Here is a 15172-nt window from a genome sequence, read left to right as displayed (position 1 = left end):
GCGGTTGAGTATTCAACCGCTTTTTGTGCTTCTACAAAGAGATACATTATGAAAAAAACAATGCTTGCTGGCGTGGTTGCCGCGTCCATTTCTGCCCTAACCCTAGTAGGTTGTAACACTTCACCTTCTCAAACTACGGAAGCTGCGGCTCCCGCTGTTGTTGAAACCGCAGTGAATGACATCACTCGCGATTACTTGCTTGCTACGGATCGCTTAAACACAGTGGATGGCAGCGTACTTGAAGCGCAATCAGCAGACGCTGTGCAAGCATTGAAACAACAGATGGAGAATGCCGAGGACGGTACAACAATCACGATTCCTGCGGGTAAATACGCGGATCTTGATATCGTCACGGTGAAAGCCAACGACATTACCATCAAGGCGGAGCAACCTGGCAGCGTTTGGCTAACGGGTTTGGCTCAGCTTCGCCTTGAAGGTAACAACATCACTGTCGACGGTTTGGTGTTTACCGAAGGCGGCCCTGCTGAACGTTTCGGCGGCGTGCGTATGATGGGTAACAACAACACTTTGCAAAACTCTACGTTCTACTACTTCAACCACGCTTACGAATACCAACCGGACGAACGTCGCTCTGAATACCCGAAATACTTGTGGGTTTCACTTTGGGGTAAAGATGGCAAGGTGATCAATAACCGTTTTGAAGGTAAGCAAAAGCGCGGCACCTTAATTGGCGTACAAAAAGACGACACACCAGATAACCACCTTATTGCTAACAACATTTTCTTGGACCAAAAACCAAACCAGTTCAATGAATTCGATATCAAAGAAGCGATTCGCTACAACGGCAACAGCTGGGAAGCGATTCGAATTGGTGACTCTAAATCTTCTCAATGGGCATCAAACTCTAAGTTCACCAACAACCTGATGATTGATATGGATGGTGAGCGCGAGCTGATTTCGATTAAGTCAGGCGGCAATGAAATCTCTGGCAACACCATCTTTGAAAGTGCCTCTCTGATTTCTCTTCGTCACGGTAAAGCGAACGTGGTGAAAGACAACGTGATTCTAGGTAATGAAAAACTGCTGACTGGCGGTATGCGTATTTACGATGAAGACCACGTGATTGAGAACAACTACATCACTGGCACACGCGGTCGTGATGGCAAGATTGAAGGCAATGCGGATCTACGCGGCGGCATCGTGATCAATACCGGCATAATTGATGTAGCAAACGGCGAGAAGCTAGACCAAGCAGTGAAAGGCAAAGAGCTCAACAAGCAATGGACACCAAAGAACATCACCATTCGTAACAACACCCTTGTGGATACGGAATGGGGCATTGTCTACGGCAACCAAACGCACCGTGTGAGCCTGTTCAACAACAGTGAAGTGAAGAACATTTTCGCTGGCGTGGACGTTCACTTCGACAGCAACGTGGTTGATAACCACCAGCAAGAGCAATTCGTCAGCGTACGCGCGACAGAAGAGTTGCCGCTGGTGAATCCTACCTACAACAACGAAGTTTACATCGGCACGGTGACTAACGCAGAACAAATCGCTTCTTACTCGGTAGAGCTACCAAAAAGCGAACAAGTGAAAGGCTTTACTCAATACCAAGGCGTTGGTGCAGATACGAGCAAGCTATCTGTGGTAACGGCGGAAACAGCAGGGCCTGATTACCTCCTTTCAAACGCTCAAAAGTAATTCTGCTTTAGAGTTTGCTTCCAGTCTGGTGATACAAGCCAGACTGGTTTTCCTCTCCTTTCACCAGTAACCCCACAATAACTGAAGAAAATTTCACCACCCTACTGTCTCCCAAGATTGAGTTGTGGTTTAATTGTATGACAATTATAAAACTCTTTTCTTTTGCTGCGGATACACTCATGGATGCTGTTTTACATCAGTTGCAATTCTCGTTGTCGATCACTGGCCCCATCTGCTTAATGTTGGTATTGGGCGTTATCTTCAAACGCATAGGGCTAATCAACGACAACTTTATCGAAGTCGGTTCTAAACTGGTGTTTCAGGTCACGCTACCTGCGATGTTGTTCTTGAGTATCGTCGTCTCCGAGCACGATTTCTCTGCGGCTAGCGGCTTCGTCAATTACGGCATTATTGCCAGCATCGCGTTTTTCATCTTCACCTATGTTTCCGTCAAACTGTTCTTCAAATCTTCACCCGACCAAGGCGTTTTAATCCAAGGTGGCTTTCGCGCCAATACGGGCATCATCGGCATTGCGTATGTGGCGAATGCTTACGGTTCACAAGGTGTCGCTCTGGCTGCGCTTTATGTTGCGGTAACCACCTTTATCTATAACGTGCAAGCCGTGATTTGTTTGTCTCCAAAAGGCGCAACGTCTGGCTCTCAAGCCGCCAAAATGATGGTGAGAACCTTAACGCGCAACCCACTGATCATCGCGATTGTCTCTGGCATGGTGTTCTACCTTCTGTCGATTCCTGTTCCAGATGTGGCAATTGATGCCGGTAACTATCTATCGAAGATGACGCTTCCCCTTGCCCTCTTGTGTACCGGTGGCTCACTCGATTTAAGTTTGATGAAGAAAGAGAAAGGACCGTCTTGGTTTGCTAGCAGCTACAAACTGATCGTCGCCCCTATTGTGATTACCACAGGCGCGTATTTAGTCGGCTTTAGAGGGATTGAGCTTGGCATTCTGTTCTTTATGAACGCCTCTCCTGTGGCGGCAGCAAGTTATGTGATGGCACGCTCGATGGGAGGAAACTCCGTCTTAGCAGCGAACATCATTGCTTTGACAACTGTGCTTTCAACAGTGACTTGTACCGTGGGGATTGTGATTTTAAAAGCGTATGGCTTGATTTAGAACGGCGATTCTCAATTAGAAAATCGCCGATGAGAGAAGAGATATCAACAAGCGGTACAGGCAAAACTATGCGATAGCACTAAGCAGCTTGTTACGCATGATGTTTTCTTGGATTTCTGAATCGTGCAAGTTACAGGTTGAGCACTTCTCTTTACCTTCAATTTTGTATTTCAGACAGCACGTTTCTCTTCTCACATAGAGCTTTTGAAAACCATTAAAGGTCACCTTTTTTACCGCGTTTAACTCACCGCCTTTTGGTGTTACCGCGTTAAATAGGTTTTGCTGCCACTTTGATGCCGCTTGCACGTCTAGCTCTACCATATCATTGGCTAATGGCTGATATGCAAGTTTAGAAAACGCCAAATCGCACGCATACAAGGCATTACCCCAAAACACTTTCGGGCTAACTTTCTGCTTTTTGTACAACGGCACCAATGGCTCAGAGAGCGTCGTAATAACTTGCGCGAGTTTCTCATCTAAGGCCTGTTCCGATTCCACTTGCATCGCATTTTCGTTACCACTCTCAAGAGCAAAGAAAGGCGTTGCACTCGACACCTCAATGCTTGCGACACGATGGTCTTCACCAATCGTCAGATACAGATCATCGAGTGTTAACTGCAACACGCGATCAAACACTACACGTTGACCGACCAGCGACGTCAGCAAAATCGCGTTGAACACTTTCTGCCAAATCGGCACGGCAAATGGCAATTTCGCCTCAATAGAATCTGCGTAATCTTGCACAACAGCAGGAAACTCACGCTCAAACCATTCACTGGCTTTAATGCCTTTCGGCTGTTCAGCAAAACGTAAGCGGAAGAAAGGTTCGTGTCGATTCAAGATGGCTTGCTGCTCGCTGACACTCAGCGTTTTAACATTCTCAGGCAAAGACACTAAAGTACGAAACTGATTAAACAGGCTTTCCATTAACGCACTTCCTCACGAACATAAGCTTTTGGTAAACAGTAAACGTAGCCATCAATGACTTCCATTTTTCCTTCCACTTTAAACACCGATTCAAGGGTCGATTCAGTGAGCACATCCAAAGGCGCTCCCTGTTTTAAGATCTGACCTTTTTTCATTAGTACCAGTTCATCGCAGAACTGTGCAGCTTGGCTCAGCTCATGGAGAACATAAACGATGGTTAAGTTGCGTTCCTTGTTCAACTTATCGAGCACTTCAAGTAACTCGAGTTGGTGACCTAAATCGAGATAACTGGTTGGTTCATCCAGCAATAACCACTGAGCTTCTTGCGCCAAACACATCGCTAGCCATACGCGCTGACGCTCACCGCCCGACAACGTACTCACTACACGCTTTTCGTAACCAGCCAACCCGACAGAAGCAAGCGATTCAGTAATCACTTCTTGGTCACGCTCACTGTTGCCCTGATACCACTTGCGATGAGCAACACGACCAAGCGCAACAAGCTGCTCAACCAAGACACCTTCTGGCGCCGTAGGATGTTGAGGCAGAATCGCAATGTGCTTAGCGAGATCTTTAAGCTTCCATTGGTTAAGCGCTTTACCTTTAAAAGTCACGTCGCCTTTTTTCGCTTTTATCGCACCGGTTAAGGTCTTCATCAGCGTACTTTTACCGCACCCATTTGGGCCAATAAACGCCGTTACCTTACCTTCTTGAAGACGGATGTTCACATCGTTCAAGATCATCGTATCGTTGTAGCCTGAGGTGAGCGATTGCCCTTCAAGCCCTTTTGAAGATAGGGTCATTATGAGTGTTTCCTTAACAAGAAGAGGAAAAATGGCACACCAAGCAGTGCGGTAATCACGCCCGCTGGAATTTCGGTTGGGAACAGTAAGTGTTTGGCTAAAACATCTGAAAGAGCGAGGAAGCCAGCGCCGAAAATCAAAGTCGTAAACATGGTTCGCAAAGGATCATTCGCACTGAGCAAACGTGCAATGTGCGGAATCACCAATCCCACAAAACCAATCGGCCCAACTGCTGAGACGGCAGGCGCAGTAATAAATACCGTGCCTAACAGAATCCCCAAACGCAGCAAAGCACCGTTAATACCAATACCACGCAAAATCGCATCATCGTAGCGTACCCATTTCAATGGCAAATACACCAAAACAATGAACGCTAAACAGGCCAAGAACCAAGGCAGAAGATAACTTACTTGCTCCCAACCTCTGCCATACATACCACCCGCCATCCATTGCAATGCGATGTCGGTTTTACCCTGACCAATAGTGAAGATCAGCGCCGAACTCAATGCGCCAAGAATCGCCGTAATTGCCACACCTGTGAGTAGAGTGAGACTGGTATTTCCGATTCGGCTCACGATCAAAACAGGAATCGCGCTGAGCAAACCTCCCGCCATTGAAAACAGCAGCAACGCGCTTTCTGTGGTGATATTCCAATTAAACCAAGCAGGTAACAAAATCGCACAGACGGCACCAAGAGAAGCACCAGCGTTCACACCTAAAATACCGCTATCTGCCAACGGGTTTTTGAGGGTGGTTTGCAGCAATAAGCCTGATACTGCCAGCATCATACCCGCCATTATTGCCAGCAAAAACCTTGGTAGGGTTAGCGACCAAAATGGGTGATAAGTACCGTGAGTAATAAACAGCTCGCCTGCTTGCCTAAGCTCTGGGTTAGAAGCGATAAACAATGCAGGAGCGAACACCAGCAATACCAAGCAAGGGAATAAGAAACGCGTTTTCATTAATTCCCTCTCAGCTTACGAACAATCAACATAAGAAACCAAGGCGCACCTAAAGTCGCAGTAATGACGCCAATAGGAATTTCCAACGGCATAAGCAGGGTTCGAGAAAGGAGATCCGCTGCGGTGACGAGTGCTGCACCAATCACAGCTGCACCGCCAAGCCCCAATCCCATCATGCGTGCGAGATGAGGAGCAACAAGGCCAACAAAACCAACAGGACCAAATGCACCAACCGCAACCGCAGTAAGCACGACAGATACAAAGCCAAACGCCAATCTATAACGGTTAATCGCGATACCTAAACCACGAGCAACGGTGTCATCCAGCAGTAAGTAACCACGCTGTCGATGTGTCACCGCAAGCAAGATAAACGCAGGAATGACGGTATAAACAAGCGGCGTAAACACCGACCAATTCGCGCCTGCGTTACTGCCCGTTAACCAGAAAAACAGTGACTCACTGTCTACGCGATCTGACAACAGAATGTAGGTCACCGCTGCTTGGCAAAACGCACTCACAGAAATACCAGCTAACGCCAAACGCGCTGGTGTGACGCCCTGTTTCCAACTGATGGATAAGGTAATGGCACCGCCAAGCAAACCACCCACTATCCCCCAAAACAACGTTGGCAATGGCAGCAAAAACATGGTCGCCGTCAACACGCTAAGCGCTGCGCCAGACATCACACCGGTCAGGTTTGGAGACGCTAACGGGTTGCGAACGATGTCTTGCATGAGCGAGCCGGATACCGCCAACGCCGCCCCACCAAAGAGTGCGATCAAGGTACGAGGTAAACGCAGTTCCCAAAACACTAAAGATGCTTGGCTGCTTGAATCAGAAATCAAAAACGCCATGATCTGCTGTGCATCAAAATGGTAAATGCCACTCGACAAAGACGCATAAACCACAGCTAGTAACAAAGCCGTCGCCAAACTGCGAACCATCACCGCACTTGGTTTGGTTATCCTAAGAGCATGAGCCATTGATCACCTCATAAACTCGTTCAACAGAAGGCGCAGGAAAAAGATCGGGATACACTTTGTGGGCGATATCCATCGCAACCCAAATTCGTGAAAGTGGCCCTTCTGGCTCTCGCCATGTCATATCAACCAAGTAAACTCGATTGTTCTTCACCGCTTTTAGGCTTTGCCAAATTTTCGATTCGGTAAATTGTGGCTCGGCGTTCTGGTACATGAAAATCACATCGGGATCGAGTTTCACCAACCACTCAAGACCCACCTGTCCAGAAAAAGGCGTTTTCGTCGCGTACGGCGAATCACCATTCGCACTTTGGATATTCAATTTTTCCATAAGAGCGACGGACATAAAGTGTGAGTAGTATGCTCGCGGAGTGACGCCTGCACTTGTCAGAAACAAACCAGAAAACTGTCTATTACCGAGCTTTGATTGCATTTCATCAAGAAAAGCCTGAAAGCACATATTTAGTGACTTTCCTTGCTCTTCTCGACCCATTGCCATGCTTGCACGCTCTACCGCAGAAAAACTGTCTTCTAAAGTAATCAAATCAAAACCGAGAGGCGGTGCGATTTCGACGAAGCGCTGATAGTAAGGCTCTAACATTCGCCCCAAACCAACGACCAAATCTGGTTTAACATCGTACAAAGCTTCAAAGCTGGTTCTTGAACGATTACCAAGACTTGGCACGTCATTTAAAGCAGAAAGATAAGGAGGAAATCCACCAGGGTAATCGGACACACCAACAGGCTTCTCACCCATTGCTATTACTAGCTCTGCACCAAAAGTAGATACACTTGCAACACGCGGAAAATGGGTCACATTCGACGTCGATATCGTATGGTCTAAATCATCGACAACTGATGCGTTTAATCCACTTGCATAAGCAAGCTGAATAGACAGCATTTGGCTAATTATTGAAATGATAACGACTGCAGTAAAATTGCTCATTAAATGACAAATGATAATTATTGATATTTACATTACTTCTTTGCGTGCTAGACTACCACGCAATTACAAAGTGCTCAATAATCGCTAGCTAAATCGATTTATTAACAAGTTTATAAAAGACAACTTTTAGTTGCAGGAAGTTATGAAACTCAAACTATCTAAGCTAAATATTGCAGTGGTAAGTGCAATTACTCTTTCATCTTTCGGCGTTTCAGCAGAAAGTAACGACGAAGTCCAAGCAATGGAAACAATGGTTGTTACCGCAAGCCGTTCTCAACAGCTGCTTAACGACGTTCCTCGCTCTGTGACCGTTATCGATCAAGAACAACTTCAGTCTCAGTTAAACCAAAGCCGCAGCATCAACGATGTGCTTTCAACGTTGGTTCCGGGTATGGGCACTTCTGTTCACGGTAACCTGAGCAGCAAAGGTCAAAACCAAATCCGTGGTCGTCGCGTTCTACTATTGATTGACGGCGTAGCACAAAACAACAGCTTCCTAGACTTCGGCCAAGAGTTGTCGGCCATTGATCCACAAAACGTAGAGCGTATCGAAGTTATCCGTGGTGGTTCTGCGGTTTACGGCCTTGGCGCACAGGGCGGTATCATCAACGTGATCACCAAAATGCCAGAAGAAGGCGCAGTAGAATACCGCACTAAAGTTGGCACAAGCTTCCAAGAGTTTGGTAGCGATGCGTTCACTTGGAACGTGTACCAAGAAGCGACAGGCGGTGATGAGAAAGATCAATGGCGTTTAGGTTTGGGTTACGAGCAACGTGGCGGCAGCTACGATGCTAACGGTGACCGCCTACCTTCGGTAAACAACGAAGACGACATGGACAACCTAAACGTAAACGGCGTTTGGAACCGTAACATCGACGAAGATCGTTCACTGACTTTGACTGTTGGCGTTCGTAACATTACTGACAACGACGGCTGGTGTGCAGCGAATGGCGATGCAGCTAACGGCAAACCTGCAGAAGCGGTTCACTGTGGCCCAGGTTACAACAACGGCGTAGCAGGCAAAGATGGCGCGAAACCAAATGACGTGACACGTACGTTCGCTAACTACCAAGCGCGTTACCAAGATCTGGGCTTTAGCCTAGGTATGCTCGACGTAACGGGTTACTGGATGACTCAGGACACTGAGACGTTCACGCTTGCGATGAAAGACAAGAACCCAAATTCTCCAACCTTTGGTCAAACGCTATACGGCCACAACGAGACAGATTTTGATCGTTTCGGTGTGAAAGCCAACATCTCTAGCCAAATTGATTGGGCATTCGTGACTTGGGGTATGGACGTTGAACAACAGTCGTTCAAACAGCCAAACAGCGTCGGTTTCTACAACAACACACCGGATGTAGAGCAGTTTGCTATCGCACCATTCGCACAGTTCATCACTGACGTAAGCGATAACACGGTTCTTTCTTACGGTATCCGTTACGAGTACGTACGTCTAAGCGTGGATGATTTCACGGTAGGTAACACGCACAACAATGCAGGTGATCAAGTTCAAGGCGGAGATCCGTACTTTGACGAGTTCCTATTCAACATTGGTGTGACACACGATCTGACCGACAACCACCAGCTGTTTGCATCTTTCGCGCAAGGTATGTCAACGAACGAAGCACTACGTGACATTCGTTCTGGCAACAGCTCGACCGTTGAAGGTGCTATCAAGCCAATTACTACTGACAACTACGAAGTGGGTGTGCGCGGCTTCCTTGGTGAAGCGGACTACTCTCTTGCAGCGTTCTACAGCGAATCTGACCTAGGTTCGACGCTGAACGTAAACGAAGCAGGCGATGCGCTAGAAAGTACTCGTGCACCAGAGAAAGTTTGGGGTGCGGAAGCAACGCTTGGTTACAGCATTCTTGCTAACCTTCGTACAGACAGCACGATCTCTTGGCAAGAAGGTGAGCGTAAACTTAACGAAGACAGCGGTTGGGAACCACTAGACGGCACGCGTATCGCACCATTGAAAGTAACGTCTGTTATCAGTTACGACGCTTACGAATTCGGTCGCTACAACATGACGCTGGTTTACTCAGGCAACCGTGATAAAGAAGATGAAATCACTTCTGGCGCGAAATACGCAGTAGACAGCTACTTCGTTGCAAACGCTGGTGTGGACTACGACCTTCCGTTCGGTACGTTAAGCTTCGCTGTTGAAAACCTATTCAACGAAGACTACATGACGGCGTACGCGCAATCAGAGCGTAACAACTCACGTTACTACAACGCACCGGGTCGTCGCTTCCACTTGAACTACGAAGTGAAGTACTAATCCCTCACCTCGTTAAGATATGAAAAAGCCGAACAGTGATACGCTGTTCGGCTTTTTTTGTTTTTGTCTCTGAACAAATCTCAGCAAAACTGTCGATTTATTGATTCGGCAATCCGTTGAGAAACTCTTGGAAGCTCGGCGCTTGTACGCGGCTCAGTACCTTTCTCATGTCTTCAATCAAGCTGTCATCAGACCAATCAACGCGAATATCAATCGGTGCTTGCGTGTAGCTTTCAATACGAAGCGAAGCGGAATACGTACCGCGTTTATCGCCACCCGCTTCCAATGCGGCTTCTAGTGCAGTAATGAGCACTTCCGCTAACCTTGCTTCGTAGTTATCACGATATTGAGGTTTGTCCCCTGCTCTCACTTGCTCAGCATTCAGCATTGTCTGAGCCATAAATGAATCCGCAAAAGCTTCAATAACCGCATCACTTTCTAGCATGTTACCTGCGACGGCGAGATCTTGAAAAGCAAGAGAACCCACGTGCGCGATATTCTCTTCACCATTGATAAACGCCGCGTGGCCATGTTTATCCATTACCATGCATTGGCGCTTCGCAAATTCAGCATCGCCCTCTTTCAAACGCTCAACCACATCATGGCAACAAAGCCCTTGAGATAACCATCGCTTGGCATTGTCGGCATACCAAGGGTTAGTAAACAAACCTTGGGTTGCACAGGCGCCAATCCCGCGCCAGCTGTGGTTTACGTAACCACCAACGGCAACGCCGCCAGTGGCTGTAATGGAAGCCGATAACCCCGTTTCTGGGTTAACGTGTATAAGTGAAATCGTCATAGATTCTCAATATAAAAGACGTTAGTAACCAACCATTTGTCCAACAAACAAGGCTACCCAACATAGAACATAAACGAACGCCATGAATGGCATGATAGCTTTGAGCCACTGCTCGTAAGACACGCGACCAAGTGCCAACATCGCTAGCGTACCACCAGAAGTCGGAACGATAAGGTTGGTCAGACCGTCACCCACTTGGAATGCGGTGATCATCAGCTGACGGCTCATGCCAGTAAGGTCAGCTACAGGAATTAGGATTGGCATGGTCACCATTGCCTGACCAGAGCCCGATGGTACGAATAGGTTGATCACACCTTGCACCACACTCGCGACAATCGCAGAGATAGCAATCGGCATATCTTGGATCAGTGAGCTTAACGCGTTAACGATGGTGTCGATGATTTGTGCTTGGTCGAGGATGATTTGAATCGATGCCGCAACACCAATGACCAATGCGCCTGCGGTTACGCCTGATGCACCTTCCATCATTTGCTTCACAATGCCATTAGCGCTTAAGCCGTTGACTGCGCCGATCACAATCGCCATCAATAAGAACAGGCCTGCGATCTCGTTGATGTACCAACCATTGGCAAATACACCGTAAAGCATCACACCAAGACCAGCTAGGAATACGCCCAGCGTCAGTTTGTCTTTCTTCTCTAGATGGTATTCCGATAGATCTTTGCTTAAGCCTTCTGCTGAATCTGGCTCTTTAAACTCCATCTTCGCTACGCGAGTACAGATGTAGTAAGACAATAATGCCAAAGAGGAAATCACCATCGCCGCACGCAGCCAAGCGCCCGAGAAAGTTGGCAGCTCTGCAATACCTTGAGCCACGCCTACGGTATAAGGGTTGATTGGTGACAGTGCAAAGCCCACACCGATGCCGCCCACTGCCATTACCGTACCGACAAGGCTGGAGTAACCAACCGCAGCAGAAATCAGAACCGCGACAGGAACAAGTGCGATGTTGTTCTCAAAGCCTACCGCCACGCCAAAGAAACCGTAAATGAAGGTACCGATGGTGATGATCAGATTACGGTTCTTCACACCCGCTTTGTTTACCGCCACACCAATTGCGTTCTCTAATGCTCCGGTGCGTTGCAAGATGTGGAACAAGCCACCAGCAATAAATACGATGAACAAGTAAGGCGCCGCACTGATCAAACCTTTCGGAATCGCGACAAAAATATCAAAGAAATGCACCGCTGGAACGTCATTCAGATAGGCAAATGAGTTCGGCACTACCGTGGTTCGGCCATCGACAACAACGCGTGAGAATTCCCCCGCAGGCACAACAAAGGTCAGTAGGTAAGTCGCCACTAAAATCATAAAGATCAGGACCATTGGGTCCGGCATGCTTTTGTACCAAGCCTTTTTCTCTGTCGTCTCCATCTTCTTTGTCATATCCATAACAAAATCTCTCCTTAGTATAGGAATGAAAGCTCACTCGTTTGAGCAATCACGTTTGCAAGCAAAACCAACACTTGGTTTTAAAAGTAAAAAAGAGGATGAATCCCCACCCTCTCTTGTTTTATTCGCGTGTTATTGATGTTTCATCAGCATGCAGAAATGGTTCAACACTTCGACTGCGGCCATCAGATCTTTTTGTAGAATCGCTTCATCTGGATGGTGGCTAACCCCATCCGTACAACGCATAAACAGCATCGCAATGTCCGTTAATTCACACACCGCAAGACCATCATGCCCTGCACCACTAAATAGGTGCTTAGCTTCAATGTTGGATAGCGAGATCGCCTGAGTGAGTGCCGAAGAGAGCGAATCAGAACAAGTAACTGCCGCTTGCTCGTAAGTTTGCTCGTGGCGATACGCAAGGTTGTACTGCGTCATTAAGGTTTCGATGTTTGCCAGCATTTCTTGTCGTGCTGCAATACGGGAAGCATCATTTGGCGAGCGCAGTTCGATAGTGATGTCCGTTTGCTGAGGAATCACATTCACACCATTCGGGAAGTTGGCAATTTTGCCCACTACACCCACAAGATCGTCTTCACGTTTACACAGTTGGTCAAACATATGGATGACCTGCGCAGCCCCAACTAGCGCATCTTGGCGCATGTCCATTGGCACTGTACCCGCGTGACCAGCTTTACCCAAAACCGACAAAGTATGGCGCTCGATACCGGTGATGGCCGTAACCACACCCACAGGCAAATTCGCTTGCTCAAGTTGCGGGCCTTGCTCAATGTGGAGTTCCACAAAACCCAACACCTTGTCTTTGTCGTAAGCATCTTGCGCAATAAGTTCAGGATGGCAACCGAATGAAGTCAGTGCTTCACGCATCGTAATACCGTAAGCATCGCGTGCATCCAAAACACTCGGGTCAAACGTTCCGGCAATGGCTTTTGAACCAAGTAATGTCGATTGGAATCGTGTGCCTTCTTCATCACTGAAGGCAATCACATCGATATGGAAAGGAAATTCGAATTTCTTCTGATGGAAATAATGGACCAAAGCGATAGGTAGGATGACACCTAAGATGCCATCGTACTTGCCACCATTTGGCACGGTATCTTGGTGAGAACCAAAGATCAGCGTCTGCGCATTTGGGTTCGGACTGTGGTAACGACCAATAAGGTTAGCCGCGTTATCCATGCGCACTTCCATGCCAGACAACAACATCCACTCGCGTAGCTTTTCATTCGCTTTTGCGTGCTCTTCACTGGCACACAAACGCGTCACGCCTTCGCTATCTGGGTCATTGGTTTGGCTGCATTGAGCAATATCTTCCAACCATTCCCACGCTAGACTGGCCGTTTCTACAAATTTTTCCATCTTGAATCGCTCTATTTCTAACCATGTTCATTTTTAATTTATCATGATAAATATCAAATGAAAGACATTTATCATGATAAATAGACTTTTTTGTGAGTGCGATTCGATCGATAATCGGATGGTTTCATAACTAAAACCATGTTCGTTTTTCAGAAAATGAAAGGTAGAAAACAGGTGACATCCTTTGAATTTCCTTCAAAATTCAATAGATACCGCGAGATAACCCAGCGAGGAAAATGTGGCAAGCAGCGCGAAAGGACGTAGAACTCAACAACTGGCCGAGTCGATCAAAACTTGGATCGTCGATCAAGCTTTGCAGCCCGGCGATCGTCTGCCGAGTGAAATCGAAGTCATGGAAACCTTTGATGCTTCCAAAAGCACGGTGCGAGAAAGCATGCGAATCCTTGAAGCACAAGGCATTCTCTCGACCAAGACGGGACCAAAAGGCGGTGTGTTTGTTAGCGAAATGAGCGAGAACAAAGCTCAGGCACTGCTAAGCAACTACCTGTTCTTCAAAGATGTTTCGATTTCTGACCTGTACCAAATCCGCTTGTCACTTGAACCAGAAATCGCTGCCTCTTTGGCAGGTACATTAACCGAGGCACAACTTGTCACGCTCGATCAGCAAATCGATAAGTACCAAACGCCACCAGAAGACGTGTATCAAGAGCGCGAACACCACATTGCATCGATAGAGTTTCACAGCCTATTAGCCAGTTACTCTGGCAACGAGCTGCTGAAGTTTGTGGTTCGCTTCACTGCGCAGATGCTTACTGAGCTAACGATTTACCGTAAATTGTATGAACCGGGGAACCACAAGCTGTGGCAAACGGGCGTGCAAAGCCAACGTGCACTGGTGGAAGCATTGCGTAAAGGTGACGCTTCAAAAGCCAAACAAGTGATGGAACAACACATGCTGACCGCGCATCAATTGATGAAGAAGCAAGAAGCTGAAGTGGCGAACCGTTTCCTCACAGAAAGCTAATTGGCTCGCCATCGTTTGAAATGCAGAATTAAGCGTGATTGGCTAAGGTCATTTTCCGCACCAAACGGAAGAATTCGTCGGATTCCTCTTCCGTCAAACAAGAAAAGAAATCTTGCTTGAGGTTAGTCATGATGCGGTGCACTTTGCGTACTGCTTCTACCCCTTCTTTGGTGAGTGTCAGAATCTTTAATCTCTGATTGGTTTCGCTCTTAGAAACTTTAACAAAGCCTCGTTTCTCTAAGTTATCCACCATACGTTTTGCGACGCTTCGCTCCGTTAGAACCGCATCCGCCAACTCTTGCTGACTCATCGGTTGAAACTCTTCTAACGCCGCCAAGGCACTCGCCATTTCCAACGTCATCAAGTCCTGACGCGATAGCTCTGCTTGGGCACGATTACGGAAGGTTCGGTTCATCACGCTGCACACAAACATCGGGCTTTGATCCAAGACGGATATCGGAGAAATCTTCTGTTCTTTCATACTTGCCTATTCTACTTTCGGCTTTGTTTTCATTTGGATAGTACTGCGTTTACAAGAGATTCCCGACTGCGCTCCTTCGTCGCTTTCGGGAATGACGCGTTGTTGAGTGACATGCTCAATTCAATATTCCGAGCATTCTGATGAGCCTCAGAGACCCTACGTCCGTCATCCTCAAGAGCGAGGGACGAGCGAGTTGGGGATCTCTTTCAACACTCAAATCTCGGTCATTCCGACGAGCCTAGGAGAGATCAGGAATCTAACTGCCACACGCTCTCAATCAATATTTCACATCAAGTCACAGCACTCGGTGAGCAGATTCTGAATCATGCTCGTCCCTCGCGGTTCGATGTATGGACTCCCCCCTCCAAGGAGGAGCTAAAATTTTAGTGCAAACAGAAATTTTAATCG

General features: G+C 47.4%; 13 protein-coding genes. 4 read left to right on the top strand and 9 right to left on the bottom strand.

The features are described from left to right. The first annotated feature begins 48 nt into the window (after positions 1 to 48). Both VCHENC03_RS14950 and VCHENC03_RS14955 read left to right on the top strand, forming a co-directional pair. Positions 49 to 1665, top strand: coding sequence for a polysaccharide lyase 6 family protein (locus VCHENC03_RS14950; RefSeq protein WP_009705688.1), 1617 nt, complete (start codon positions 49 to 51; stop codon positions 1663 to 1665). A gap of 179 nt (positions 1666 to 1844) precedes the next feature. Next, on the top strand, positions 1845 to 2801 hold the full coding sequence (locus VCHENC03_RS14955) for an AEC family transporter (RefSeq protein ID WP_032802639.1): 957 nt from the start codon (positions 1845 to 1847) through the stop codon (positions 2799 to 2801). Between the two features lie 66 nt (positions 2802 to 2867). On the opposite strand, the gene VCHENC03_RS14960 is transcribed toward VCHENC03_RS14955, so the two are convergent. From VCHENC03_RS14960 to VCHENC03_RS14980, 5 genes are read right to left on the bottom strand one after another with little or no spacing between them, the layout of a single operon-like run. After that, entirely contained in the window at positions 2868 to 3728 is an 861-nt protein-coding gene (locus tag VCHENC03_RS14960) for a (2Fe-2S)-binding protein (RefSeq protein WP_009705686.1), read from the bottom strand. After that, a complete protein-coding gene (locus VCHENC03_RS14965) occupies positions 3728 to 4531 on the bottom strand; it encodes an ABC transporter ATP-binding protein (RefSeq protein ID WP_009705685.1) in 804 nt (267 codons plus the stop codon). Before VCHENC03_RS14965 ends, VCHENC03_RS14960 begins: the two co-directional genes overlap by 1 nt. Beyond that, positions 4531 to 5493, bottom strand: coding sequence for a FecCD family ABC transporter permease (locus tag VCHENC03_RS14970; protein WP_009705684.1), 963 nt, complete (start codon positions 5491 to 5493; stop codon positions 4531 to 4533). Before VCHENC03_RS14970 ends, VCHENC03_RS14965 begins: the two co-directional genes overlap by 1 nt. Next, the gene (locus VCHENC03_RS14975; protein ID WP_009705683.1) at positions 5493 to 6476 is read right to left on the bottom strand and encodes a FecCD family ABC transporter permease; all 984 of its coding nucleotides are present in this window, start codon (positions 6474 to 6476) and stop codon (positions 5493 to 5495) included. Before VCHENC03_RS14975 ends, VCHENC03_RS14970 begins: the two co-directional genes overlap by 1 nt. Beyond that, positions 6460 to 7419, bottom strand: a complete 960-nt coding sequence (locus VCHENC03_RS14980; protein WP_032802636.1) for an ABC transporter substrate-binding protein — start codon at positions 7417 to 7419, stop codon at positions 6460 to 6462. Before VCHENC03_RS14980 ends, VCHENC03_RS14975 begins: the two co-directional genes overlap by 17 nt. Before the next feature lie 142 nt (positions 7420 to 7561). Between VCHENC03_RS14980 and VCHENC03_RS14985 the strand changes: the two genes are divergently transcribed. After that, a complete protein-coding gene (locus tag VCHENC03_RS14985) occupies positions 7562 to 9706 on the top strand; it encodes a TonB-dependent receptor (protein WP_009705681.1) in 2145 nt (714 codons plus the stop codon). Positions 9707 to 9803: 97 nt separating this feature from the next. Here VCHENC03_RS14985 and VCHENC03_RS14990 read toward each other — a convergent pair whose 3' ends face one another. The 3 genes from VCHENC03_RS14990 to VCHENC03_RS15000 all read right to left on the bottom strand — a co-directional run bounded on the left by VCHENC03_RS14990 (position 9804) and on the right by VCHENC03_RS15000 (position 13298). Further along, positions 9804 to 10505: a DUF1028 domain-containing protein gene (locus tag VCHENC03_RS14990; RefSeq protein WP_009705680.1), complete on the bottom strand. Its 702-nt coding sequence runs from the start codon at positions 10503 to 10505 to the stop codon at positions 9804 to 9806. 21 nt (positions 10506 to 10526) lie between these two features. Then, the gene (locus tag VCHENC03_RS14995; protein WP_005437061.1) at positions 10527 to 11918 is read right to left on the bottom strand and encodes a YfcC family protein; all 1392 of its coding nucleotides are present in this window, start codon (positions 11916 to 11918) and stop codon (positions 10527 to 10529) included. Positions 11919 to 12050: 132 nt separating this feature from the next. Beyond that, positions 12051 to 13298 carry a M20 family metallo-hydrolase gene (locus VCHENC03_RS15000; RefSeq protein WP_009705678.1) on the bottom strand — a complete coding sequence of 416 codons (1248 nt, stop codon included), beginning with the start codon at positions 13296 to 13298 and terminating at the stop codon, positions 12051 to 12053. Positions 13299 to 13536: 238 nt separating this feature from the next. Here VCHENC03_RS15000 and VCHENC03_RS15005 point away from each other — a divergent pair, with 238 nt between their 5' ends. Next, positions 13537 to 14283, top strand: a complete 747-nt coding sequence (locus VCHENC03_RS15005; protein WP_005437056.1) for a FadR/GntR family transcriptional regulator — start codon at positions 13537 to 13539, stop codon at positions 14281 to 14283. 28 nt (positions 14284 to 14311) lie between these two features. Here the strand turns inward: VCHENC03_RS15005 and VCHENC03_RS15010 are convergent, their stop codons facing one another. Beyond that, entirely contained in the window at positions 14312 to 14764 is a 453-nt protein-coding gene (locus VCHENC03_RS15010; protein ID WP_009705677.1) for a MarR family winged helix-turn-helix transcriptional regulator, read from the bottom strand. Positions 14765 to 15172: the final 408 nt, after the last annotated feature.

The organism is Vibrio sp. HENC-03 (assembly GCF_000305755.2).
Lineage (GTDB): Bacteria > Pseudomonadota > Gammaproteobacteria > Enterobacterales > Vibrionaceae > Vibrio > Vibrio owensii.
This window is presented reverse-complemented; position numbering and strand designations above follow the sequence as displayed.

Excerpts from the sequence above, each read along its gene's own strand:
- VCHENC03_RS14980 (WP_032802636.1), bottom strand. The coding sequence starts at position 7,419 with ATGAGCAATTTTACTGCAGTCGTTATCATTTCAATAATTAGCCAAATG.
- VCHENC03_RS14985 (WP_009705681.1), top strand. The coding sequence starts at position 7,562 with ATGAAACTCAAACTATCTAAGCTAAATATTGCAGTGGTAAGTGCAATT.
- VCHENC03_RS14950 (WP_009705688.1), top strand. The coding sequence starts at position 49 with ATGAAAAAAACAATGCTTGCTGGCGTGGTTGCCGCGTCCATTTCTGCC.
- VCHENC03_RS14965 (WP_009705685.1), bottom strand. The coding sequence starts at position 4,531 with ATGACCCTATCTTCAAAAGGGCTTGAAGGGCAATCGCTCACCTCAGGC.
- VCHENC03_RS14975 (WP_009705683.1), bottom strand. The coding sequence starts at position 6,476 with ATGGCTCATGCTCTTAGGATAACCAAACCAAGTGCGGTGATGGTTCGC.
- VCHENC03_RS15000 (WP_009705678.1), bottom strand. The coding sequence starts at position 13,298 with ATGGAAAAATTTGTAGAAACGGCCAGTCTAGCGTGGGAATGGTTGGAA.
- VCHENC03_RS15010 (WP_009705677.1), bottom strand. The coding sequence starts at position 14,764 with ATGAAAGAACAGAAGATTTCTCCGATATCCGTCTTGGATCAAAGCCCG.
- VCHENC03_RS14970 (WP_009705684.1), bottom strand. The coding sequence starts at position 5,493 with ATGAAAACGCGTTTCTTATTCCCTTGCTTGGTATTGCTGGTGTTCGCT.
- VCHENC03_RS14960 (WP_009705686.1), bottom strand. The coding sequence starts at position 3,728 with ATGGAAAGCCTGTTTAATCAGTTTCGTACTTTAGTGTCTTTGCCTGAG.
- VCHENC03_RS14995 (WP_005437061.1), bottom strand. The coding sequence starts at position 11,918 with ATGGATATGACAAAGAAGATGGAGACGACAGAGAAAAAGGCTTGGTAC.
- VCHENC03_RS14955 (WP_032802639.1), top strand. The coding sequence starts at position 1,845 with ATGGATGCTGTTTTACATCAGTTGCAATTCTCGTTGTCGATCACTGGC.
- VCHENC03_RS14990 (WP_009705680.1), bottom strand. The coding sequence starts at position 10,505 with ATGACGATTTCACTTATACACGTTAACCCAGAAACGGGGTTATCGGCT.